Here is a 23,278-nt window from a genome sequence, read left to right as displayed (position 1 = left end):
ATGGCCACCCTCAAGGACGTCGCGCTCGAGGCGCGGGTTTCCGTCACCACCGTGTCGCACGTGGTCAACGCCACGCGCCATGTGAGCCCCGCGGTGCGCGAGCGCGTGGAGCTCGCCATCCGCGCGCTGGGCTACGTGCCCAACGCGATGGCGCGCAGCCTGAAGAGCAACACCACCTCGACGCTGGGGATGCTGATCCCCAACTGCTCGAACCCCTATTTCGCCGAGATCGTGCGCATCGTCGAAGACCGCTGCTTCGGCGCCGGCTACACGCTGGTGCTGTGCAACACCGACGACGAGCCGAACCGCCAGAGCGTCTACCTGCAGGTGCTGGCCGAGCGCCGCATCGACGGGCTGATCGTGGTGTCGACCGGCCCGGCCGACGACGACTCGCTGGTGCGCCAGCTGCACGGCCTGCGCGTGCCGACCGTGCTGCTGGACCGCGAGATCGCCGACCCCGCCTGCGACCTGGTGGAAACCGCGCACATGCAGGGCGGCCTGCTGGCGGCGCGGCACCTGCTGTCGCTGGGCCACCGGCGCATCGCGTGCATCGGCGGGCCGGTGGGCGTGGCGCCCAGCGAGCAGCGCATCGAAGGCTGGCGCCTGGCGCTGGCCGAGGCCGGCGCGACGCCCGACCCGGCGCACGCCGACGCGCTGCTGTGGCGCGGCAGCTTCACCAGCCAGAGCGGCTACGAGGCCATGCACGCCATCCTGCGCACCGCCGAGCGGCCCTCCGCCGTGTTCGCCTGCAACGACCTGATGGCCATCGGCGCGTTGCGTGCCGCGCACGAGAGCGGCGTGCACGTGCCCGACGAGATCTCGATCGTGGGCTTCGACGACATCGAACTCTCGGCCTACACCAGCCCGCCGCTCACCACCGTGGCCCAGCCCAAGGAGCGCATCGGCGCGCTGGCGGTCGACATGCTGCTCGAGCGCGTGGGCGGCCAGCGCCGCGACGCGCGCAAGGTGGTGCTGCAACCCGAGCTGTGCGTGCGCGGCTCGACCGCGCGCCATGCGAATTTCCGCGAGGCGGCCGTGCCCGCGCCGGCCGCTTCTTCTTCCGCCACCTCTTCCCGAAAGTCCCGCACCCCGTGAGTCCGTCGCCTTCCTCCCGCCCCAGCCACCCCGCACCGCGCATCGTGGTGCTCGGCAGCCTCAACATGGACCTGGTGCTGCGCGTGCCGCACGCGCCCGCCGCGGGCGAGACCCTGCAAGGCCATTCGATTGCCACCATCCCCGGCGGCAAGGGCGCGAACCAGGCCGTGAGCTGTGCGCGCCAGGGCGGCCAGGTGCGGATGATCGGCTGCGTGGGCGACGACGCGCATGGCGCGGCGCTGCGCGAGGCGCTCGAAGGCGATGGCATCGACACCGCCGCGCTGCGCACCGTGGCCGGCGAGGCCACGGGCACCGCGCTGATCCTGGTCGAGGACAGCGGCCAGAACCGCATCGTGATCGTGCCCGGCGCCAACGCCCGGGTCGAACTCGACGAGGCCGCGCTGCAGCCGCAGCTGCGGGGCGCCGCCTTCCTGGTGACGCAGTTCGAGACGCCGATGGCGCCGGTGCTGCGCGCCGTCGCGCTGGCCCACGACGCGGGCTGCAAGGTGATGCTCAACCCCTCGCCCATGCAGCCGATCCCCGACGCGCTGTGGTCGCAGGTCGACACGCTGGTGGTCAACGAAATCGAGGCCGAGGCGCTGTGCGGCCTGGCCGCCGACACGCCGCAGCAGGCCGCCGCCGCCGGCCGTTCGCTGCGTGCCAAGGGCATCGCGCGCGTGGTCGTCACGCTCGGCGCGCGCGGCGCGGTGGCGGTCGATGCCGAGGGCGCGCGCCACCATCCCGCGCCGACCGTGCAGGCCGTCGACACCACGGCCGCGGGCGACACCTTCCTGGGCGCGCTGGCCGTGGCGCTGGGCGAGGGCCAGGCCTTCGACGACGCGGTGCGCCTGGGCATCCGCGCCGCCGCGCTGTGCATCCAGCAGCCCGGCGCCCAACCGTCCATTCCGAAGCGTGACGCCGTGCTGCGCCAAAGCCCCCTGCCCCCCGACTGGAGCTCGCTGTGAAACGCTCGCCCCTGCTGCATGCCGAACTGTCCCAGCTGATCGCCTCGATGGGCCACGGCGACATGCTGGTGCTCGGCGATGCCGGCCTGCCCATTCCCGCGGGCCCGCGCCGCATCGACCTGGCCGTGGCGCGCGGCGTGCCGCGGCTGGCCGACGTGCTGGGCGCGGTGCTGTCCGAGCTGCAGGTCGAAGGCATCGTGGTGGCCGACGAGGCGCTGGGCACCGACGGGCAGCTGCCCGGCTGGTACCCGCAGGCGCTGGGCATCGCGCCGCAGACCGTGTCGCACGAGGAGTTCAAGCAGCGCAGCGCGAAAGCCCGCGCCATCGTGCGCACGGGCGAATGCACGCCCTACGCCAACATCATCCTCATTGCCGGGGTGGCGTTCTAGCCGGCGTCACTCGAATCGGTAGTTCGCGTCGACGGACTGCCCCACCTTGAGCAGGTGCTCGACCCCCTCGAGCACGATGCAGTTCATGCCGAAGGTGATCGCGCCGTCGACCCGCGCGTTGGCGCGGTAGGTGCGCAGCATGTCGTTGACCTCGGGGCTGGAGACGGCCGTGAGCGGATCGATGTCCGGGATCGGGCAGCGCGGGCAGGGCTTGGCCGGCTGCAGCCGCGCCTGGCCTTCGGCGGTCGCCACGTGCATCGTCTCGACCCGGTCCTCGTCCTGTGCTTCGATGCCGGCCAGCACGATGTTGGGCCGGAAGCGCGCCATCGTGACCGCGGCATGCCCCGCGGCCAGCAGCTTGTCGTTGAGCTCGGCCAGCGAGGCCTCGCTCGTGACCAGCAGCGGGAAGCCGTCGGCGAACTGGTTCTCGGCCTCGACGCCACCGGTCCAGGCCATGTTCGACAGGCGCTTCTGCTCGGGGTCGAAGCGCACCAGGCGCAGCGCCTGCGGCCGGCCGGGCTCCGAGAGGAAATCGCTGAACCACTGGGCCGCGATGTCGCCCATGTCGTAGGCCGCCACCTCGTCGCGCCAGACCTTCACGCGCACCGGCTTCTCTACCCGGTCGAAGGCGACGTGCAGCGCCAGCATGCCGGGCGCGCGCAGCACCATCTCCATGTGCTTCAGGGTCGGCTGGACCAGCGCCATGCGCGGCAGCTCGCGCTGGGTCACGAACTCGCCCTGCGCGTCGACCACCATCCAGGCGCGGTCGAACTCCAGCCCGGTCTCGGTCAGCAGCACCTCGGGCAGCTCGACCCCGGCGCAGGACTTGATCGGGTAGACGAAAAGGCGCGCGATGGTGGCGCGCAGGTCGAAAGCGGAGTCGGTCACGGTCGGAACCTCAGGACGGCGAAGCGGCGATTGTCCCCGGTTCCCGCGGGTGCGCAGGGCGCCTGCCTACAATGCCCCGATGGCCCTTTCCCCCGAGGTTTGCATTCGCGGCGCCGGCATCGTCGGACGCACATTGGCGCTGCTGCTGGCGCGCGAACGGGTGCGCGTCGCGCTCGTCGCGCCCGAGGCAGCCACACGCCCCGACCCCCCCCCCCAGGACGTGCGCGCCTACGCGCTCAACGCGGCGTCGAAGACGCTGCTCGAATCGCTGCGGGCCTGGCCCGATGCGGCCCACGCCACGCCGGTGCGCGAGATGCGCGTGAACGGCGACGACGGCGGCCACGTGCGCTTCGATGCCGCGGCACAGAAGGTCGAGGCGCTGGCCTGGATCGTCGACGTGCCCGCGCTCGAGCGGCAGCTGGCCGACGCGGTGCGCTTCCAGCCGCTGATCGACGTCGTGTCCGCGCCCGTGAACGCGGCCCTGACCGTGGTCTGCGAAGGCAAGGCCAGCGCCACCCGCGAAGCGCTGGGCGTGAGCTACGAGGTCACGCGCTATCCGCAGCACGCCATCGCCGCCCGGTTCGACGCCGAGCGCCCGCACGACGGCATCGCGCGCCAGTGGTTCAACGACCGGGGCGAGGTGCTGGCCCTGCTGCCGCTGGGCGGCGCCGGCGGCCGCTCGCTGGCACTGGTCTGGTCGGTCGAGCAGTTGCGCGCGCCCGCGCTGCTGGCGCTGGGCGCCGAGGAATTCGACGCCGCGGTGCGCGAAGCCAGCCACGACGCGCTGGGCGCGCTCACGCTGACCAGCGAACGCGCCGCCTGGCCGCTGCAACGCGCCATCGCCGACCGCTGGACCGGCCGCTTCGCGGGCGCCGACGGCAAGGCCTGGGCACTGGCCGGCGACGCGGCCCACACCGTGCATCCGCTGGCGGGCCAGGGCCTGAACCTGGGCCTGGCCGACGTCGCCGTGCTGGCCGAGGTGATCCAGGGCCGCGAATACTGGCGCAGCGTGGGCGATGCGCGCCTGCTGCGCCGCTACGAACGCGCGCGCCGCACCGACGTGCTGTCGATGAGCCTGGCGACCGACGGCCTGCAGCAGTTGTTCGCCCACAGCGCCGACCCGCTGCCGGCCTTGCGCAACTGGGGCATGCGCGGCTTCGATCGCACGCGCCTGCTCAAGCACTGGATCGCCGGCCATGCCATCGGCACAAGGTGACCCACCCCCGATGCGCCCGCGGCGCCTCCCCCTCGAGGGGGCGACACCAGCGGCCCGGCGAAGCCGGTTCCGCGCTGCCCCCTGAACCATCGACCTCGTCAACGATCGATCGAACATGAAGAAAACCCTCCGCATCCTCTTCGCCGCGCTCGCACTGGGCAGCACGCTGGCGGCCGTCGCCGGTGAAGCCGACATCCGCAAGAACCTGGCCTCGCGCATTCCGCAGTTCGCCAACATCGACGAGGTGAGCAAGACGCCGGTCGCGGGCCTCTACGAAGTCCGCATCAACGGCTTCGAGATCTACTACACCGACGAGCAGGGCAACTACCTGCTGCAGGGCAACCTGATCGACGTGCAGGCGCGCCGCAACCTGACCGAGGAACGGGTCGACAAGCTCAGCACGGTCGATTTCGACAAGCTGCCCTTCAAGGACGCGTTCAAGATCGTGCGCGGCAACGGCAAGCGCAAGCTGGCGGTGTTCGAGGACCCGAACTGCGGCTACTGCAAGCAGTTCGAGCGCGAGATGAAGAACGTCGACAACGTCACGGTCTACCTGTTCCTCTACCCGGTGCTGGGACCGGACTCGAACGTCAAGTCGCGCGACATCTGGTGCAGCAAGGACAAGGCCAAGACCTGGGACGACTGGATGAGCACCGGCGCCAAGCCCGCCACGGGCAGCTGCGACACCGCGGCCCTGCAGCGCAACATCGAGTTCGGCCGCAAGTACAACATCACGGGCACGCCGACCGTGATCTTCGCCGACGGCAGCCGCGCCCCGGGCGCGATCCCGGCCGCCCAGGTCGAGAAGATGCTCGCAGCGGCCAAGTGATGGCAGGCACCGAAGCCATCCACTACCGCGTGGAATGCGCGGACCCGCACGCGCACCTGTTCGCCGTCACGCTGACCATCGCCTCGCCCGCCGCGCTGCAGCGCGTGGCGCTGCCGGTGTGGATCCCGGGCAGCTACCTGGTGCGCGAGTTCGCCAAGAACCTGCAGCAGCTGCGCGCCACCCAGGGCCGGCGCAAGGTGCTGCTGACGCAGCTCGACAAGCACAGCTGGCAGACCGACTGCGTGGCCGGCAAGCCGCTGGTGCTGCGCTACGAAGTCTGCGCCTACGACCACTCGGTGCGCACCGCCTGGCTCGATGCCGACCGCGGCTTCTTCAACGGCACCAGCCTGTGCCTGCAGGTGGACGGCCAGACCGGCCTGCCGCATGCGCTGGAGATCGTGGCGCCCGCGCCGGCCGCCGGCCGCGCGCGCTGGCAGTGCGCCACCGCGCTGCCGCCCGCCCGGGTCGACGCGCGCGGCTTCGGCCTCTACCGCGCCGAGAACTACGACGAGCTGGCCGACAGCCCGGTCGAGCTGGGCGATTTCTGGAGCGCCAGCTTCGAGGCCTGCGGCGTGCCGCACCGCTTCGTGGTGGCGGGCGCGACCGCGGCCTTCGACAGCGAGCGCCTGGTCGCCGACACGCAGGCGATCTGCGAGACGCTGATGCGCTTCTGGCACGGCGACAAGGTGGGCAAGCGCGGGGGCGGCAAGCCGCCGCACGACCGCTACGTGTTCATGCTCAACGCGGTCGACGACGGCTACGGCGGCCTCGAGCACCGCCACTCGACCGCGCTGATCTGCACCCGTCACGACCTGCCGCAGCGCGGCGCCAAGAAGCAGCCCGAGGGCTACACCACGCTGCTGGGCCTGATCAGCCACGAGTACTTCCACACCTGGAACGTCAAGCGGCTGCGGCCTTCGGAGTTCGAGCGCTACGACTACGCGCAGGAGAACTACACGCGGCTGCTGTGGTTCTTCGAGGGCTTCACCAGCTACTACGACGACCTGCTGCTGCGCCGCGCCGGCCGCATCGACGACGCGACCTACCTCAAGCTGCTCAACAAGACCATCAACCAGGTGCTGCAGGCGCCCGGCCGGCAGGTGCAGTCGGTGGCCGAGGCCAGCTTCGACGCCTGGGTCAAGTACTACCGCCAGGACGAACAGACCGCCAACCAGACCATCAGCTACTACACCAAGGGCGCGCTGGTCGCGCTGTGCCTGGACCTCACGCTGCGGCGCGAAGGCCATGGCACGCTCGACGAGGTGATGCGCCTGCTGTGGACCCGCAGCGGTGGCGGCCCGATCGACGAGGCCATGGTCGCGGCGGCGCTGGAATCCGTGGGCCAGCGCGCCTACGCGACCGAGCTCGCGCAATGGGTGCACGGCACCGGCGAACTGCCTTTGTCGGAGCTGCTGCGCGCCCATGGCGTGGCCACGCTGGACGACCCGGCGCAACGCGCCCAGGCGCTGGGCCTGCGCGTGGCCGAAACCAACGGCAGCGTGCAGGTGAAGGTGGTGCTGCGCGGCAGCGCAGCGGAAAAGGCCGGCTTCTCGGCCGGCGACGAATGGATCGGCATCGAGCTGCCCGCGGCCAAGGGCCGGCCCGCGCAGGGCTGGCGCCTGGCCAAGCTCGACGACCTGGCGCTCTACCTCGGCGACGCGCACAAGAAGGTGACGGCGCTGGTGGCGCGCGACAAGCGCCTGCTGCGGCTGGCGCTCACGCTGCCGAGTGGCGAGACGACCTGGCGCTTGTTCGCTCAAGACGCCGCCAAACTTTCGGCCTGGCTGAGCTGACCCACCCCCGATGCAGCGCACTTCGTGTCGCTGCCTCCCCCTCAAGGGGGCGACACCTGCAGCCCGGCGAAGCCGGTTCTGCGGTGTCTCTGGTATTCGGGCCCAGCGGTTTCACGCGGTGCGGCCCTGCGCCCGCGCCATGAGACGTTAGGAACCCACCGTCTCCCCGCGCCGCACGAAGCGGATCGGCTGCGCCTGCCCCACCAGCACGCAGGGCTTGCCGGTGCGGCGGCAATGGTCCTGCACGCGCCAGTAGGCGCCGTGGCTCATGCAGCCGGTCTGGCAGATCACCAGGTCGGCCGCGCGCAGGCTGGCCTCGAGGGCGGCGGCGTCGACGTCGTCCTGGCCGTCGTGGTGCAGGAAGCGGCCGCCGGCGATCTCGACCAGCTGGCGCGCCATGGCCGAGGCCTCCTCGGCCCGCCCCACGCACAGCACCGCCTTCTCGCGCAGGTCGGCCTCGTGCAGGGAGGCGCGCGTGGCGCGGCGCCGCGCGGGCAGCAGCAGGTTCTGCAGCCGCTTGGGCAGCGACACGCCGCTGGTCGGCGCCGCCAGCGCCTCGCGCACCATGGCCAGCGCCGAATCGCGCACGATCAGCGCGGCGCGCAGCCGCACGATCTGCGCGGCCTGTTCGGCCAGCAGGCGCGAGCAGCGCTCCTGCGCCCGGGCATAGGCGCGCAACAGGACGGCGTTTTCTTCCATGGCAACTCCAAATCGATGGCGCATTCTAGATGCGAATTATTCGCAACAAAGTCGCCAATCCTGGGTCGCCGCGCTGGTTATAGTGGCCCGCATCCCCCGCATTCCTTCACCTCTCACGGAGACAGCATGAGCTACGACAACATCGAAGTGCGCACCGAGGCCGGCAAGGTCGGTGTCATCACCCTGAACCGCCCCAAGGCGCTGAACGCACTCAACGACGCGCTGATGACCGAGCTGGGCACCGCGCTCCAGGCCTTCGACGCCGACGGCGCGATCGGCTGCATCGTCATCACCGGCAGCGAACGCGCCTTCGCCGCCGGCGCCGACATCAGCGCGATGGCCAAGTACAGCTTCATCGACGCCTACAAGGGCGACTACATCACGCGCAATTGGGAAACCATCCGCAGCATCCGCAAGCCGGTGATCGCGGCCGTGTCGGGCTTCGCGCTGGGCGGCGGCTGCGAGCTGGCCATGATGTGCGACTTCATCATCGCCGCCGACAATGCCAAGTTCGGCCAGCCCGAGATCAAGCTGGGCGTGATCCCCGGTGCCGGCGGCACGCAGCGCCTGCCGCGCGCGGTGGGCAAGAGCAAGGCCATGGACATGGCGCTCACCGGCCGCATGATGGACGCCGCCGAAGCCGAGCGCGCGGGCCTGGTGAGCCGCGTGGTGCCCTTCGACAAGCTGGCCGACGAGGCCCTGGGCGCGGCCCTGCAGATCGCCGACTTCTCGCAGATCGCGGTGATGGCGGCCAAGGAATCGGTCAACCGCGCCTTCGAGAGCGGGCTGAGCGACGGCGTGATGTTCGAGCGCCGGCTGTTCCACGCGCTGTTCGCCACGCACGACCAGAAGGAAGGCATGGACGCCTTCGTGAACAAGCGCAAGGCCGAGTTCAAGCACGAATGACGCCGGCCGTCACCGGCCGCGCCTCAGCGCGGCGGTGACGGCTGCTGCGCCGGGGCGCTCGCCTCTTCCAGCGCGGCACGCAATCCCTTCATGGCGCCAGCCCCGGGCGAACCGACGCCCGGCGCCACGCCCTCTTCGCGCCAGCGCACCTGGCCGCCGGCCAGTTCCAGCACCGCCAGCGCCTCGCCGTTTCGATCGAGCGTGAGGCGCCAGTCGACCTTGGCGCGCAGCGGCCGAGCACCCACGCCCGCCAAGGCCGCCGAGCCGATCAGCGCGCCCAGCTCGCGCGCCTCGGCCCGCTGCAGGGTGCGCGTTTCGCCATCGGGGCGCGTGATGTGCAGCACGGTCCATTGCGACAGCGCGGCGAAGCTCGGCGGCGCGGCCGCTGCGGCCGGCTCGATCGCGGCAGGCGCCGGCGCCACGGCCGCCGCGCGCGGCGGCGCGGCCGCCGGGGCGGCGTCCTGCGGTGCCGCGAAGGTGCGGCGCTCGGTGATCGCCGCCTGCGGGGCCGCGCGGCCGGACGGCGCCTCGGCCGTCGCCGGTGCGGCGGGCGGGGCCGGTGGCACCGGTGGCGGTGGGCGCGCGCTCTCCTTCCTGAGCGCGCGCGCACGCGCCGTTGCCGCCTCGGTCTCGGCCTGACGGTCGCGCTTGGCGCGGGCTTCGTCCTCGTCGAGCGCGCGCGTGGCGGCCGCGTTGGTCGCGCGGGACTCGGCCAGCTGCGCATCGAGCGCGCTGGGCGGAGGGGCGGGCTCGGGTGCCGGCGGGGCCGCTGGCGCTGGTGCTGGTGCCGGTGCGCCTTGCGCGACCTCGGCCTGCGGCGCGGCCGCCGCGGGCGCCGCTTGTTGCTGCGCGCCATCGGGCCGCGCACCCGGCACCTCTTCGCGCTGCCACATCAAGGTGACCAGCACGCCAACCAGCACGGTCGCGAAAGCCGCGTTCCACGGCACACCGCCGCCCGCGCCGATGCCCAGCAGCCGCTGCCACCAGGTGCGTTGCAGCGGCAGTTCGGGCAACGAGGGCGCCACGGCCTCGTGCGCCATCGCGCGGATCGACTCGCCCAGGCGCCAGTCGGGTGTGGCCGCCTGGTCGGGCGCGTTCTCGAGCGCGCGCTGCAGCACCGGGTCGCGCAGGTCGTCCGCATCGTCGTCGTGGATCGAGGTCGGATCGCTCATGCGCCCTCCCCCAGCGCCGTCAGATAGCGCTCCATGCAGCCGCGCAGCTTCTTCATGCCGTAGCGCAGCCGGCTGCGCACCGTCTCGAAGCCGATCTCGAGCGTGGTGGCCAGGGCCTCGACGGTGAAGCCGTCTTCGTGGTGCAGCAGGAAGGCCGCGCGCTGCTCGTCGGGCAGTTCGTCGAGGCAGTTCAGCAGCCGCCGGCCGGCCGAGCGCCAGAAGGCCATGTCCTCGGCCGAGGGATGGGCGGCGTCGACCGGCTGCCCCAGGTCGTTGACCAGGGCGCGCCCGAACAGCTGCGCGGCCTCGATGCCGTCGCCGTCCTCGTCGTGCGCATGGAAGACCACCTGGCGCCCGCTCGCGCGCAACCGGTCCATCGCCAGGTTGTGCGCGATGGTGAAGGCCCAGGTGCGCCACGCGGCGCCCTGCGGCGAGAAGCTGTCGCGCGCCGTGATGACCCGCACCCAGGTCTCCTGGAACACCTCGTCGACCTCGGCCGCCAGCCGCACACCCAGCAGCCGCCGCACGAAACGGTACAGCGCGCCTTCGTGGCGCGCATAGAGCAGGTCGAAGGCCGCGGTGTCGCCGCCGGCATAGGCCAGCATCAGCTGGTCGTCCGGCATGGCGGCATGGATCGCGGAAGCTGCGACGGGCGGGGGGGACTGCATGGACAGATTCTCACCTCAGCTTGTACGCGCGGCGACGGCGTTCGGGGTTTGCACGCAGCGTTTTCTTTGGCCGACCCGAACCCCGGACGCACGCGCCGGCCGTATCAAGGACATCACTCACCCTCGGAGTCCTCGATGACCCTGCCTTCCGTCCCTCCTTCGACCGCCTCCGCCGCCCGTCCCGCGGCCCGCCGTCTTTCACGTGGCCCGCGCGCCGTCGTCGTGCTGCTGTGCGCGCAGTTGCTGCTCGGCGCCTGCCAGGCCCGAAGCGTGGTGGTCGAAGGCCCCACCGCCTGGCCCGAGCCCACGCCCCAACCCCAGCCGCCGCTGCCCACGCCAGGCACGCCGCCGCAGTGGCCCGCCGGCGCGGCCGTGCTGCACACGCCGAACTTCCAGGCACCGTCGGCGCTGAGCTGCGCGCGTCCGATCCAGACGCGGGAGGTGCCGGGGCGCGATCCGCAGGCCAGCCGGCGCGACGAGATGCGCGAGCATGCGGGCATCGCCGGCAAGCGGCGCAGCCATCGCGCGGAGGCTGGCGAACCCGCGGCCGACGCTTCGGTCGCCGAAGCGGAGGTCTCCGCAGCCGCGCCCCCGCCCTCGCCCGCGCCGGCCCTCCTGCCGATGCCGCGCCAGGCCCCGCCACAGCGGCCGCAGCAGCCCGTGACCGCCGGCATGGTCGACGACAACGCCGACTTCGGCGAGTACCTGCGCTTCCGAGACCGCACCCAGGTCACGCACCGCGCCCGCGACGTGCGCCAGCGCTACCTGCTGCAGGTGCGCAGCGCGCGCGGTGCCGTCGTGCCCGATGCCGAGATCGCGGTGCGCGCCCCCGGCGGCGCCGCGATGTGGGCCCGCACCGACGCGGGGGGCCGCGCCTGGCTGCACCCCGACGCCTTCGACCCGAACGCCAGCCAGGTCTACGAGATCGCGGTGCGCAAGAACGGCCGGCAGGCCAGCGGCTTCCTGCAGCGCGGCCAGAAGAGCGCGGTCGACATCGTGCTGGCCGACGACGCGGCGCCGGCGCGCGCGCGGCTGGACCTGGTCTTCCTGATCGACGCCACCGGCTCGATGGCCGACGAGATCGGCCGCCTCAAGAGCACGCTGCGCACCATCGCCGGCGAAGTGGCGCAACTGCCCAGCCGCCCCGACACCTGCTTCGGCCTGGTGGCCTACCGCGACAAGGGCGACGCCTTCCTGCTGCGCAGCCACGACTTCACCAACGACCTCGACGCCTTCCAGGGCGTGCTGAACGCGCTGCAGGCCAACGGCGGCGGCGACTACCCGGAGGCGATGAACGAAGCGCTGCACGAAACGGTGCACAAGTTGAGCTGGCGCGGCAGCGGCGCGACCCGCATGGTCGTGCTGCTGGCCGACGCGCCACCGCACCTGGACTACGGCGGCCCGCAGTACGACGACGACATGCTGGTCGCGCTGGGCAAGGGCATCAAGGTGTTCAGCGTGGGCGCGAGCGGCCTCGACAAGCAGGGCGAGTACATCCAGCGGCAGATCGCGCAGTACACCGGCGGGCGCTTCGTGTTCCTCACCTACAAAGACGCCGAGCGCCCCGCGAGCGGCCCGGGCCGCGAGACGGTGCACGACGTGGGCAACTACTCGGTCCAGACCCTGGACCGGCTGATCGTGCGGCTGGTGACCGAAGAACTCGACAAATTGCCGCGAGGCAGTTGACGGGGCATACAAAGCTCGGGCTATAATCTCGGGCTCGGCTCTTTAGCTCAGTCGGTTAGAGCGATGGAATCATAATCCACAGGTCCGCGGTTCGAATCCGTGAAGAGCCACCAGTCAGAAAAAGCCTTGCAAGTCAACGACTTGCAAGGCTTTTTGTTTTCCAGGGCAGCCCCATGCACATCCACGAACTGAGGCAACGGCTGCAGGACGCCGGCGCCGGCCCGCTGCACGAACACCGGATCCTGCGCATGTGGTCGCATGCGCGGCCGCAGGACAGCGGCCGGCGCCGGCCGCACACCTTCTTCCCGTCGTCCCTGCTGGCCGCGATGCCGCGCATCGAGGCCGAGCTCGCGGGGCTGGCGCGCATCGACGCCGTCCATCCCGGGGCCGACGGGTCCGAGCGCCTGCTGGTGGCGCTGGCCGACGGCCAGACGGTGGAAAGCGTGCTGCTGCCGCGCGGCGGCCTGTGCGTGTCGTCGCAGGTGGGTTGCGCGGTCGGCTGCCAGTTCTGCATGACGGGGCGCGACGGGCTGCTGCGCCAGGTCGGCAGCGCCGAGATCGTGGCCCAGGTGGTGCTCGCGCGCCAGCGTCGCGCCGTGACCAAGGTGGTGTTCATGGGCATGGGCGAGCCGGCCCACAACCTGGACAACGTGATGGAGGCGATCGAGCTGCTCGGCACAGTCGGCAACATCGGCCACAAGAACCTGGTGTTCTCCACCGTGGGCGATCCGCGCGCCTTCGAGCGCCTGCAGCACAGCACGGTGAAGCCCGCGTTGGCGCTCTCGCTGCACACGACCGACGCCGCCCTGCGCCGCAAGCTGCTGCCGCGCGCGCCAAACCTGTCGCCCGAGGAACTGGTCGACGCCAGCGAACGCTACGCGCGCGCCTGCGGCTACCCCGTGCAGTACCAGTGGACGCTGCTGGAAGGCGTCAACGACAGCGACGAGGAGGTCGAGGGCATCGTCGCGCTGCTGGGCGGCAAGTACGGCGTGCTCAACATGATCCCCTTCAACACGGTGGACGGCGTGGCCTTCAGCCGCCCGCAGCGGGCGCGCTGCGAGCAGATCGCCCGCACGCTGCGCCAGCGCGGCATCCTCACCAAGCTGCGCTACTCGGCCGGGCAGGATGTCGATGGCGGCTGCGGCCAGCTGAGGGCGCGGGCCATCGAGTCGCGGGTGGTGCTGCATCGGGGGACCTGAAGAGGCCGATCAGCCCTCGATCGCCCCCTCGGCCTTGGCCAGCCACCGGCTCGCGGCTTCGATTGCGTCGCGCTCGGTCTCGACGAAGGCGATGGCCAGCCCGAGCACCTTGCCCGCGCCCTGGGCCGCCAGCCGTGCCGCAGCAGGGATCGCACGGTCGCCAGTGACAAGGGCCTGTTAACGCTATTTCCGGGGTCGCGAAGGCCTGCCATGGCGGGCCAATCAAGGCGCGTGACGCCGTGCGTGCTGAAGCACGCGCAAGGAACGCAACGCCGAGTGGCCCGTCATGGCAGGCCTTCCCGAAGGGTTGGCTGAGCCAGGGGCCGTCTGCGGCGTTGCCCGCGCTTGCAAGGCGCAAGCCTTGCTGCGCACGGGCGCCTTGCATCCAGCCCCTGATTCAACCAACGCGATCCCCGGAAATAGGGTGAACAGGCCCCAGTGTGTTGATTTTTTGTTTCTTGTACCGATCGACTTCGTGCACGCCGTGTTTCCATCGCACGAACAATCACGCGCCCTCGAAATGGCATGCGGCGAGAATCGGGCGCACTCGGCTACGCTTCTTTTCTTCCGACGCTCCTTCTCCGCATGACACCCTCCGACCTCCAGCCCGGCCTCCTGGTCCTGCACGGCAACCGCGCCGAGCTGCTGGGCGATGCGTTGTTCGAGTGGACCCGCCGCCATCCGCTGCAGCCGCTGGAGGAAGAGATCTTCCTGGTGCAGAGCAACGGCGTGGCCGAGTGGCTGAAGATGACGCTGGCCGCGCGCAGCGGGGTGTGCGCGGCAGCCAGGGTCGAACTGCCCGCGCGTTTCCTCTGGCGCAGCTACCGCCAGGTGCTAGGCCGCGACGCGGTGCCGCCGCGCTCCGCGCTCGACAAGCAGGCGCTGGCCTGGCGCCTGATGCACCTGCTGCCCGCGCTCGCGCCGCAGCCGGGCTACGAGCCGCTGGCCGGCTTCCTGCGCGACGGCGACATGGGCCGCCGGTTGCAGCTCGCGAGTCGGCTGGCCGATCTCTACGACCAGTACCAGGTCTACCGCGGCGACTGGCTCGCGGCCTGGGAAGCCGGCCGCGACCTGCTGCCCGGCCCCCGGGGCGAGACCGCATTGCCGCCCGACCAGCGCTGGCAGGCCGCGCTGTGGCGCGAACTGCTCGAAGGCCTGAGCGAGGAGGAGCGCTTCGCGGCGCGCTCGAATCTGCACCGCCGTTTCATCGCCGCGCTGGACGCGGGCGACAGGCCCGCCACGCCGGTGGCGCGCCGCGTGATGCTGTTCGGCATGACGCATGTGCCGATGCAGACCCTCGAGGCGCTGGCCGCGCTGTCCGCGCACAGCCAGGTGCTGATGGCCATCCCCAACCCCAGCCGCTACCACTGGGCCGACATCATCGAAGGCCGCGAGCTGCTGCGCATGGAGCGCCGGCGCCAGCCCTTGCGTGCCGAACGCGACCTCGCCTTGGTGCCCCTGGAGCAGATGCATGCGCACGGCCATCCGCTGCTCGCGGCCTGGGGCCGCCAGGGCCGTGACTTCGTGCGCCAGCTCGATGCCTTCGACGATGCCGACGCCACGCGCCAGCGCTTCGGCGACAGCAAGATCGACCTGTTCGACGAGGCCGAGCCCGGGACGCTGCTGCAGCAGGTGCAGGCCCACATCCGCGACCTGCTGCCGCTGGGCGAGCATTCGCATCCGGCGGTCGATGCCGACGACCGCTCGATCGTCTTCCACATCGCGCACGGCGCGCAGCGCGAGGTCGAGATCCTGCACGACCAGCTGCTCGCGTTGCTGGCTCATCCCCCGGGCGACGAGCCGCTCAACCCGCGCGACATCGTGGTCATGGTGCCCGACGTGGCGGCCTTCGCGCCGGCCATCCGCTCGGTGTTCGGCCAGCATTCGCGCGGCGATGCGCGCTTCATTCCCTTCGACATCGCCGACCTGAGCGAGCGCGGCCACAACCCGCTGCTGGTCGCGCTCGAATGGCTGCTGCGCCTGCCGCAGCAGCGCTGCGGCCTGACCGAGATCCGCGACCTGCTCGACGTGCCGGCTGTGGCCGCGCGCTTCGGCCTCGATGCCGATGCGCTGCCACGCCTGGCGCGCTGGATGGAAGGCGCGGGCATCCGCTGGGGCCTGGACCTCGCGCACCGGCGCGACCTCGGCCTGGCCGAGTGCGGCGAGCAGAACACCTGGCTGTTCGGCCTGCGCCGCATGCTGCTGGGCTATGCCAGCGGCGAGGCGGCCGAGGGCGTGGACGGCAGCTTCCAGGACATCGAGCCCTATGCCGAGGTCGGCGGCCTCGAGGCCACCATCGCGGGCGCGCTGGCCGACCTGGTCGAGGTGCTGGGCGACTGGTGGGTGCAGGCCTCGACCGAGGCCACGCCCGCGGGCTGGGCCGAACGCTCGCGCGCCCTGCTCGAGGCGCTGATGGCGCCCACCGACGAACGCGAGCGGCTGGCGCTGGCCGCCGCGCAGCAGGCGCTGGGCCAGTGGCTGGAAGCCTGCGAACTGGCCGGCTTCGATGCGCCGGTGTCGCTGGCCGTGGCGCGCGAGGCCTGGCTCGAAGGCATCGACGAGCCCGGCCTGAGCCGCCGCTTCCGCGCCGGCGGCGTCACCTTCTGCACCTTGCTGCCGATGCGCGCCGTGCCCTTCGAGGTCGTGTGCCTGCTGGGCATGAACGACGGCGACTACCCGCGCAGCAGCCCGCGCAGCGACTTCGACCTGATGGGCCTGCCCGGCCAGCGGCGCCCCGGCGACCGCTCGCGCCGCGACGACGACCGCCAGCTCATGCTGGAGGCGCTGCTGTCGGCGCGCCGCGTGCTCTACCTGAGCTGGACCGGCCGCAGCGTGCGCGACAACAGCGAGCAGCCGCCCTCGGTGCTGGTCTCGCAGCTGCGCGACTACCTGGCCGCGGGATGGCACGAGGATGTCGTCGAAGCCCGCACCACCGAGCATCCGCTGCAGCCCTTCAGCCGGCGCTATTTCGAAGGCCGCGAGGGCGATGCGCTGTTCACCCATGCGCGCGAATGGCGCACCGCGCACGAGGCCACGGTCGAACAGGCGGCTCCCGTGCTGCGTCCCGAAGGCGCGGCGGCCAACGGCGAGCGCGCGGTGCCGCTCACGCTCGCGGCGCTGACCAGCTTCCTCAAGAACCCGGTCAAGGACTTCTTCCGCCGCCAGCTCGACGTGGTGTTCCAGGAGGACGAGGCCGCGATGGAGGACCACGAGGCCTTCGCGCTCGACGGCCTCGAACAGTACGGCCTGCTCGACGAGGCGCTGACGGTGCTGCGCGATGTCGACGACGCGGCCGCGCTGTCGCGGCGCGTCGCTGCGCAGCTGCAGCGCATCCGCCGCAGCGGCCGGCTGCCGATGGCCGAGCTGGGCCGGCGCGCCGAGCGCGCGCTGGCCGACACGCTGCAGCCCATGCTCGCGCGCTGGCGTGCGCTGCATGCGCTGTACCCGGTGGCGGGCGTGAAGGAGCCGCTGCGCTTCGCGCACGAAGGCCTGCTGCTCGACGACTGGCTCGACGGCCTGCGCCTGTCCTCGCTCGAATCGGGTGAGCCGGTGTGGATGGGCATGCTGCCCACGCGGCTCGCCTCGGAAAAAGGCGTGGTGCGGCCCGACAAGCTGATCGCCCTGTGGGTCAACACCCTCGTCAGCAGCGCCTGCGGCGCGCCGGTGCAGGGCGTGCTGGTGGGGCGCGATGCGACCATCACCGCCCAGCCGCTGCAGGCCGACTTCGCGATGGCCACGCTGCGCACCCTGCTCGACGTCTGGCGCGAAGGCATGGGCCGGCCGCTGCCGCTGGCGCCGCTCACGGCCCTCGAATGGCTGGCCGGCGGCAAGCCCGAGCAGGCCTACGAAGGCGGCATGTTCGTCGGTGGCGAGGTGCAGGAGCCCTGCCTGGCGCGGGTCTATCCCGACCATGAGGCCTTGCGCGCGGGGGGCGAATTCGAAGACCTGGCCGAAGCGCTGTTCGCGCCGCTGCGAAGCTGGGCCGAAACGCAGGTCACGGTGGAACTGCATGCGGCCGGCGGGTCGGAAGGAGAGCTGGCATGAGCATCGCGCTGAACGCGCTCACCTTGCCCTTGTGGGGCAGCCGCCTGATCGAGGCCAGCGCGGGCACGGGCAAGACCTGGACCATCGCCGCGCTGTACCTGCGGCTGGTGCTGAGCCATGGCGGTGAGGACGAAGACGGTGCGTCGACCGCGTTCGCGCGCCCGCTGGTGCCGGCCGAGATCCTGGTGATGACCTTCACCCGCGCCGCCACGCGCGAGCTGTCGGACCGCGTGCGCGCGCGACTGCTGCAGGCCGCGCGCTGCTTCCGCGGCGAGGCCGAGCCCGAGGCGCACGACGTGTTCCTGCGCGAACTCATGGCCGCCTATCCCGAAGGCACGGCCCGCACGGCGGCGGCCTGGCGGCTCGCGATGGCGGCCGAGAGCATGGACGACGCGGCGGTCCACACCATCGACGCCTGGTGCCAGCGCATGCTGCGCGAGCACGCCTTCGACAGCGGCAGCCTGTTCGACGAGGAGCTGGCCGCCAACGAGCGCGCGATGTTCGACGAGGCCGCGCAGGACTACTGGCGCCAGCAGTTCTACCCGCTCACCGGCGACGCGCTCGATGCCGCACTGGCGGCCTGGGCCAGCGTCGAGGCCCTGGCGAAGGACGCGCGCGCGCTGGCCGGGCAGGCCCTGCCGGCCGATGCGGGGCAGGGCAGCCTGGGCGCGCTGATCGCGACCGCATTGGCCGAGCGCCAGCGCGCGCTGGTCGAACTCAAGCAGGGCTGGCCCGCGCGCATCGAGGCCATGCGCACCTGGCTCGAAGGCCAGCTGGGCGGCAAGACCAGCGTCTTCAACAAGACCAAGCTGCGCGCCCAGTACTACGAGCCCTGGCTGCGCGAGCTGCACGACTGGGCCAGCGGTGCGCGCAGCGACCGGCCGGTGCTCAACAAGGGCGAGTTCCGGCTCACGCCCGCGGGCCTGGACGACGCCTGCAAGGGCGCTGCGCCGCCCGCCTGGCCGGCCGAGTTCGACGCCTTCGCGCAGCTGATGACGGCGCTCGATGCGCTGCCGCCCCTCGCGCCGCGCCTGCGGCTGCACGCGGCCGCGCAGATCGCGCAGCGCATGGCCGAGCTCAAGAAGCAGGCCGGCAGCTTCGGCTTCGCCGACATGCTCGAGCGGCTCGATGCCGCGCTCGACCCGGCGCGCAACGGCGAGGCCGCGCTGCGCCTGCGCGAACGCATGCTGGCGCAGTACCCGGTGGCGCTGATCGACGAGTTCCAGGACACCTCGCCGGTGCAGTCGCGCATCTTCGACCGGCTCTACCGCATCGCCGACAACGCGCCGGCCACGGGCCTGCTGCTGATCGGCGACCCCAAGCAGTCGATCTACGGCTTCCGCGGCGCCGACATCCATGCCTACCTGATGGCACGCCGCGCGACCGAGGGCCGGCACTACGTGCTGGGCACCAACCACCGCTCGACCGCCTCGGTGGTCGCGGCCGTGAACCACCTGCTGGCGCAGCCCGAGGCACGCGAAGGCGAGGGCGCCTTCATGTACCGCAGCGCGGGCGACAACCCGCTGCCCTTCGAGGCCGTGGGTGCGCGCGGGCGCGGCGAATCCTTCGTCAGCGCAGACGGCGCCGAGCCGGCCGTGACGATCGCGCTCGACGCCGAACTGCTCAACGCCGAGGGCAGCCGGCGCCGCTTCGCCGCGCGCTGCGCCGAGCGCATCGTCACGCTGCTCAACGACGAGGCCGCCGGCTTCGCCGAGCCTGGCGAGCCCTTCGTGCGCCTGCGCCCGGCCGACATCGCGGTGCTGGTGCGCACCGGCAAGGAGGCCGCGGCCGTGCAGCGTGAACTGCGCCGCCGTCGCGTGGCCTCGGTCTACCTGTCGGACAAGGATTCGGTGTTCGCCAGCAGCGAGGCCCACGACCTGCTGCACTGGCTCAAGGCGGTGGCGGCGCCGCTCGACGTGCGGCTGGCGCGCGCCGCGCTGGCCACGCGCACCGTGGGCCTGTCGATCGAAGAACTGCGCGTGCTCGCGCGCGACGACGAGGCCTTCGATGCGCGCAGCGAGCAGCTGCGCGAACTGCACGGCGTGTGGCAGCAGCAGGGCGTGCTGACCATGCTGCGCCGCACCTTGCACCGGCTCGACCTGCCCGCGCGCTGGCTGGCCGCGCCCGACGGCGAGCGCCGGCTCACCAACTTCCTGCACCTGGCCGAACTGCTGCAGGCCGCCAGCGGCATGCTCGACGGCGAACAGGCGCTGGTGCGCTGGCTGGGCGACCAGCTGCGCGGCGAATCGGCGGGCGGCGACGAGCAGGTGGTGCGGCTGGAAAGCGACGCCGACCTGGTCAAGGTCGTGACCGTCCACAAGTCCAAGGGCCTCGAGTACCCGCTGGTGTTCCTGCCCTTCGCCAGCGGCTTCCGTGGCGTGAAGAAGGCCGGCACCTCGCACCTGAGCCTGGCCGATGCAGAGGGCGAGCGCACGCTGCACCTGCACCTGAGCGATGCCCATGTGGCCGAGGCCGACAAGGAGCGCCACCGCGAAGACCTGCGCCTGCTGTACGTGGCGCTCACGCGCGCGCGGCACGCGGTGTGGGTCGGGCTGGCCGCGCTCAAGGAGGGCAGCGCCAACGCGCCGACCCTGCACCGCAGCGCGATCGGCTATGTGCTCAACGGCACCGAGGCGGTGCTGCCCGAGCAGCTGCAGGCGCGCATCGTGGAAGCGGTGCAGGGCTGCGCCGACATCGCGCTGGTGCCGGCCGCCGAGATGGCGGGCCTCGCGGCCACGCCCTTGCAGTCGCGCGGCGCGCCGCCCGCGCTGCGCGACGTCGCGGTCTACGACGCGCGCTTCGACCGGCGCTGGTCCATCGGCAGTTTCTCGGCGCTGGTGCGCACGCTGCCCTCGATGCCGGGCGTGCTGGCGTCCAGTGTGGCGGCGGTGCGCAACGACGAAGCGAGCGACGAGGCGCCCGAGCCGATCGCGCCGGCCTCCGTTGCACCGGGCGACGCCCCTTGGCACCGCTTCCCGCGCGGCGCCTTCGCGGGCAATTTCCTGCACGACCAGCTCGAATGGCTGGCCGGCGAGGGCTTCGACCTCGCGGCCTCGGAAGAACGCCAGCAGCAGCTGCTGCGCCGCTGCGAACGCCAGGGCTGGGGCGAACGGGCGGCCGAGGTGCTGGCCTGGCTGCTGCAGGTGCTGCAGACGCCGCTGCCGCCGATCGGCAGCGCGCTCGAGGGTCTGCAGGCCACGCTGCCCGAAATGGAGTTCTGGCTGCCCAGCCGCAGCCTCGATGCGCTGCAGATCGATGCGCTGTGCAGCGCGCACCTGCTGGCCGGCCGCGCGCGGCCGCCGCTGCCCGAGCGCGAGCTGCACGGCATGCTGATGGGCTTCGCCGACATCGTGTTCGCGCACGAAGGCCGCTACTGGGTGCTCGACCACAAGTCCAGCCACCTGGGCGACGCCGACGCCGACTACACGCCCGATGCGCTCGAGGCCGCGATGGCCGCGCACCGCTACGACGTGCAGGCCGGCATCTACCTGCTGGCCCTGCACCGCCTGCTGCGCGAGCGGCTGGGCGAGGCCTACGACCCCGCGCAGCACCTGGGCGGCGCGGTCTTCCTGTTCCTGCGCGGCGTGGCCGGACCGGCCCGCGGCTGCTACCACGTGCGGCCGCCGCTGGCGCTGCTCGACGGGCTCGACCAGCTGCTGGGCGCGGCGCAGGAGGCCGACGCATGACGACGGAATCGACACCCATGCTGCTCGACACGCTGCGACGCTGGGCCGCGCAGGGCTGGCTGCGCCGGCTCGACAGCGCCTTCGCCGCCTTCCTGGGCGAGCTGCAATCCGCCACCCCACCCGAGGTGCTGATGGCCGGCGCGCTGGTCGCGCACATGGAAGGCCGCGGCCATGCCTGCCTGCTGCTCGACGAACTGCGCGACGACCCGGCCGCGCTGCTCAACTGGCCGGCCGAGGTGATGGCCGAACTGCAGTCCGCGCTGGCGACCTTGCCGCCGGTGGCGCAGTGGGCCGAGGCCTTGCGCGCCAGCCCGTTGGTCGCACACGGCGACGACGCCGCGGCGGCCGGCCGCGGCGAGCCGCTGGTGCTGCAGGCCGGCAAGCTCTACCTGCGCCGCTACTGGGCCTACGAGCAGCGCGTCGCGGCCCAGGTGCTGGCGCGCGGCGCGGCGTCGCGCAAGGTCGACGAAGCGGGGCTGCGCGCGCAACTCGACCTGCTGTTCGGGCCCTCGGCCGACGGCGCGCTGGACTGGCAGAAGATCGCCTGCGGCATCGCGCTGCGCGGCCGGCTGTCGATCGTCACCGGCGGCCCGGGCACGGGCAAGACCTACACCGCGGCGCGGCTGCTGGCGCTGCTGTTCGCGATGGACCGCTCGCCCGAACGCCTGCGCGTGATGCTGGCCGCGCCCACGGGCAAGGCGGCCGCGCGGCTCAAGCAGTCGATCGATGGCGCCTTGAGCCAGCTGAGCGAGCAGGTCGGCGACCGCCTGCCGTTGAACGAACTGGCCTCGCACATCCAGCCCGCGCGCACGCTGCATTCGCTGCTGGGTGCGCGGCCCGACACGCGGCGCTTTCGCTTCGACGCGGCGCGCCCGCTCGAGGTCGACGTGCTGATCGTCGACGAGGCCTCGATGATCCACCTGGAGATGATGGCCGCGTTGCTGGAGGCCTTGCCGCCGCAGGCGCGCGTGATCTTCCTGGGCGACAAGGACCAGCTGGCCTCGGTCGAAGCGGGCGCGGTGCTGGGCGACCTGTGCCGCACGGCCGAGAAAGGCCGCTACAGCGCGCCGACGCTGGCCTTCATCGAGGCCGTGACCGGGCAGCGCGTGCCCGAACGCTTCGCGGGCGCGGGCTCGCCGCTGGCGCAGCAGACCGTGATGCTGCGCGAGAGCCGGCGCTTCGGCGGCCCGATCGGGCAACTGGCGCTGGCCGCCAACGGCGGCGACGTGCGGGCTGCGACACAGCTGCTGCACGCCAGGGCGAAGGGCGAACTGGCCTGGCTCGATGCGCCCTCGACCGCGGTCGTGGTGCAGCTGGCCCTGCACGGCCGCGCCGATGCGCCCGGCGGCTTCGGCCACTACCTGCGCGCGCTGCAGCAGCGCCCCGCGGCGCCGAACGCGCAGGCGCATGCGGCCTGGGTGCTGTCGGTGCTCCACGCCTTCGAGCGCTTCCGCCTGCTGTGCGCGGTGCGCCAGGGCGAGTGGGGCTCGGAGGGGCTCAACCTGGCGATCGAGCGCGCGCTGGTGTCGGCCGGCTTGCTGGCCAAGCGCGGCGCCTGGTACGAAGGGCGGCCGGTGATGGTGACCCGCAACGATGCGGGCGTGGGCGTGTTCAACGGCGACATCGGCATCGCGCTGCCGCCGGCCACGCCGGGCGCCCCGCTGCGCGCCTATTTCCTCGATGGCGCCGAGGCGCGCTCGGTCGGCGTGAGCCGGCTGGCCGCGGTCGAGACCGCCTTCGCCATGACGGTGCACAAGTCGCAGGGCTCGGAGTTCGAGCACACGGTGCTGGTGCTGCCGCGCGACCCGAGCCGCGTGCTCACGCGCGAGCTGGTCTACACCGGCATCACGCGCGCGCGCCAGGCCTTCACGCTGGTCACGCCGCGCGCGCAGGCCTTCGGCGAGGCCTTGGCGCAGCGCACGCGGCGCGCCAGCGGCTTGCTCGAAAGGCTGGACCGCCCGGGCTAGCCACCGCCGCCCTCACCGAGCCCGGCCGCGCGCGCACGACGCCGCGGTCCGGCATCGATTTCCATTTCTCCAGCAG

General features: G+C 72.3%; 16 protein-coding genes and 1 tRNA gene. 13 read left to right on the top strand and 4 right to left on the bottom strand.

Annotated elements, in window-relative coordinates; genetic code table 11:
- The 3 genes from QTI20_RS19460 to rbsD are packed head-to-tail and all read left to right on the top strand — an operon-like array spanning position 1 to position 2,449.
- Positions 1-1,095 (top strand): LacI family DNA-binding transcriptional regulator, encoded by a 1,095-nt coding sequence (locus QTI20_RS19460; protein ID WP_286553236.1) that lies wholly within the window; start codon positions 1-3, stop codon positions 1,093-1,095.
- The gene (gene rbsK / locus QTI20_RS19455; RefSeq protein WP_286553235.1) at positions 1,092-2,060 is read left to right on the top strand and encodes a ribokinase; all 969 of its coding nucleotides are present in this window, start codon (positions 1,092-1,094) and stop codon (positions 2,058-2,060) included. The genes QTI20_RS19460 and rbsK overlap by 4 nt, the downstream gene beginning before the upstream one ends.
- Positions 2,057-2,449 carry a D-ribose pyranase gene (gene rbsD / locus QTI20_RS19450; protein WP_286553234.1) on the top strand — a complete coding sequence of 131 codons (393 nt, stop codon included), beginning with the start codon at positions 2,057-2,059 and terminating at the stop codon, positions 2,447-2,449. Before rbsK ends, rbsD begins: the two co-directional genes overlap by 4 nt.
- A gap of 6 nt (positions 2,450-2,455) precedes the next feature.
- Here the strand turns inward: rbsD and QTI20_RS19445 are convergent, their stop codons facing one another.
- Positions 2,456-3,337, bottom strand: a complete 882-nt coding sequence (locus tag QTI20_RS19445) for an MOSC domain-containing protein (RefSeq protein ID WP_286553232.1) — start codon at positions 3,335-3,337, stop codon at positions 2,456-2,458.
- A gap of 79 nt (positions 3,338-3,416) precedes the next feature.
- Between QTI20_RS19445 and QTI20_RS19440 the strand changes: the two genes are divergently transcribed.
- The 3 genes from QTI20_RS19440 (at position 3,417) to QTI20_RS19430 (ending at position 7,175) form a co-directional block, all read left to right on the top strand.
- Positions 3,417-4,553, top strand: coding sequence for an FAD-dependent monooxygenase (locus QTI20_RS19440; protein WP_286553230.1), 1,137 nt, complete (start codon positions 3,417-3,419; stop codon positions 4,551-4,553).
- 115 nt (positions 4,554-4,668) lie between these two features.
- Entirely contained in the window at positions 4,669-5,382 is a 714-nt protein-coding gene (locus tag QTI20_RS19435) for a DsbC family protein (RefSeq protein ID WP_286553228.1), read from the top strand.
- Entirely contained in the window at positions 5,382-7,175 is a 1,794-nt protein-coding gene (locus QTI20_RS19430; RefSeq protein ID WP_286553226.1) for a M61 family metallopeptidase, read from the top strand. The genes QTI20_RS19435 and QTI20_RS19430 overlap by 1 nt, the downstream gene beginning before the upstream one ends.
- A 147-nt stretch (positions 7,176-7,322) precedes the next feature.
- Here QTI20_RS19430 and QTI20_RS19425 read toward each other — a convergent pair whose 3' ends face one another.
- Positions 7,323-7,874: a DUF2325 domain-containing protein gene (locus QTI20_RS19425; RefSeq protein ID WP_286553224.1), complete on the bottom strand. Its 552-nt coding sequence runs from the start codon at positions 7,872-7,874 to the stop codon at positions 7,323-7,325.
- A gap of 126 nt (positions 7,875-8,000) precedes the next feature.
- Between QTI20_RS19425 and QTI20_RS19420 the strand changes: the two genes are divergently transcribed.
- A complete protein-coding gene (locus QTI20_RS19420) occupies positions 8,001-8,780 on the top strand; it encodes an enoyl-CoA hydratase (RefSeq protein ID WP_286553223.1) in 780 nt (259 codons plus the stop codon).
- 23 nt (positions 8,781-8,803) lie between these two features.
- Here QTI20_RS19420 and QTI20_RS19415 read toward each other — a convergent pair whose 3' ends face one another.
- Both QTI20_RS19415 and QTI20_RS19410 read right to left on the bottom strand, forming a co-directional pair.
- Positions 8,804-9,952, bottom strand: a complete 1,149-nt coding sequence (locus QTI20_RS19415; RefSeq protein ID WP_286553221.1) for a hypothetical protein — start codon at positions 9,950-9,952, stop codon at positions 8,804-8,806.
- Entirely contained in the window at positions 9,949-10,620 is a 672-nt protein-coding gene (locus QTI20_RS19410) for a sigma-70 family RNA polymerase sigma factor (protein ID WP_259652120.1), read from the bottom strand. The genes QTI20_RS19415 and QTI20_RS19410 overlap by 4 nt, the downstream gene beginning before the upstream one ends.
- 135 nt (positions 10,621-10,755) lie before the next feature.
- On the opposite strand from QTI20_RS19410, the gene QTI20_RS19405 reads away from it, so the two are divergent.
- The 6 genes from QTI20_RS19405 (at position 10,756) to recD (ending at position 23,202) form a co-directional block, all read left to right on the top strand.
- Complete coding sequence (locus QTI20_RS19405; protein ID WP_286553220.1) at positions 10,756-12,306, top strand: vWA domain-containing protein; 1,551 nt, start codon at positions 10,756-10,758, stop codon at positions 12,304-12,306.
- Between the two features lie 36 nt (positions 12,307-12,342).
- Positions 12,343-12,419 (top strand) — tRNA-Met (locus QTI20_RS19400).
- Between the two features lie 60 nt (positions 12,420-12,479).
- Complete coding sequence (locus tag QTI20_RS19395; RefSeq protein WP_286553219.1) at positions 12,480-13,505, top strand: RNA methyltransferase; 1,026 nt, start codon at positions 12,480-12,482, stop codon at positions 13,503-13,505.
- Positions 13,506-14,090: 585 nt separating this feature from the next.
- Complete coding sequence (recC, locus tag QTI20_RS19390) at positions 14,091-17,549, top strand: exodeoxyribonuclease V subunit gamma (protein ID WP_286553218.1); 3,459 nt, start codon at positions 14,091-14,093, stop codon at positions 17,547-17,549.
- Complete coding sequence (gene recB, locus QTI20_RS19385) at positions 17,546-21,235, top strand: exodeoxyribonuclease V subunit beta (protein WP_286553216.1); 3,690 nt, start codon at positions 17,546-17,548, stop codon at positions 21,233-21,235. The genes recC and recB overlap by 4 nt, the downstream gene beginning before the upstream one ends.
- Entirely contained in the window at positions 21,232-23,202 is a 1,971-nt protein-coding gene (gene recD / locus QTI20_RS19380) for an exodeoxyribonuclease V subunit alpha (protein ID WP_286553214.1), read from the top strand. Before recB ends, recD begins: the two co-directional genes overlap by 4 nt.
- Positions 23,203-23,278: the final 76 nt, after the last annotated feature.

It is taken from the genome of Variovorax sp. J2P1-31 (genome assembly GCF_030317215.1).
GTDB lineage: Bacteria > Pseudomonadota > Gammaproteobacteria > Burkholderiales > Burkholderiaceae_C > Variovorax.
The sequence above is the reverse complement of the archived record's forward strand: the minus strand, read 5'-3'. Positions and strand labels throughout refer to the sequence as shown.

Bases quoted from the DNA above. Each gene is read 5' to 3' on its own strand.
- QTI20_RS19460 (WP_286553236.1), top strand. From the start codon at position 1: ATGGCCACCCTCAAGGACGTCGCGCTCGAGGCGCGGGTTTCCGTCACC.
- QTI20_RS19440 (WP_286553230.1), top strand. From the start codon at position 3,417: ATGGCCCTTTCCCCCGAGGTTTGCATTCGCGGCGCCGGCATCGTCGGA.
- QTI20_RS19435 (WP_286553228.1), top strand. From the start codon at position 4,669: ATGAAGAAAACCCTCCGCATCCTCTTCGCCGCGCTCGCACTGGGCAGC.
- QTI20_RS19430 (WP_286553226.1), top strand. From the start codon at position 5,382: ATGGCAGGCACCGAAGCCATCCACTACCGCGTGGAATGCGCGGACCCG.
- QTI20_RS19425 (WP_286553224.1), bottom strand. From the start codon at position 7,874: ATGGAAGAAAACGCCGTCCTGTTGCGCGCCTATGCCCGGGCGCAGGAG.
- QTI20_RS19420 (WP_286553223.1), top strand. From the start codon at position 8,001: ATGAGCTACGACAACATCGAAGTGCGCACCGAGGCCGGCAAGGTCGGT.
- QTI20_RS19415 (WP_286553221.1), bottom strand. From the start codon at position 9,952: ATGAGCGATCCGACCTCGATCCACGACGACGATGCGGACGACCTGCGC.
- QTI20_RS19410 (WP_259652120.1), bottom strand. From the start codon at position 10,620: ATGCAGTCCCCCCCGCCCGTCGCAGCTTCCGCGATCCATGCCGCCATG.
- QTI20_RS19405 (WP_286553220.1), top strand. From the start codon at position 10,756: ATGACCCTGCCTTCCGTCCCTCCTTCGACCGCCTCCGCCGCCCGTCCC.
- QTI20_RS19395 (WP_286553219.1), top strand. From the start codon at position 12,480: ATGCACATCCACGAACTGAGGCAACGGCTGCAGGACGCCGGCGCCGGC.
- recC (WP_286553218.1), top strand. From the start codon at position 14,091: ATGACACCCTCCGACCTCCAGCCCGGCCTCCTGGTCCTGCACGGCAAC.
- recB (WP_286553216.1), top strand. From the start codon at position 17,546: ATGAGCATCGCGCTGAACGCGCTCACCTTGCCCTTGTGGGGCAGCCGC.
- recD (WP_286553214.1), top strand. From the start codon at position 21,232: ATGACGACGGAATCGACACCCATGCTGCTCGACACGCTGCGACGCTGG.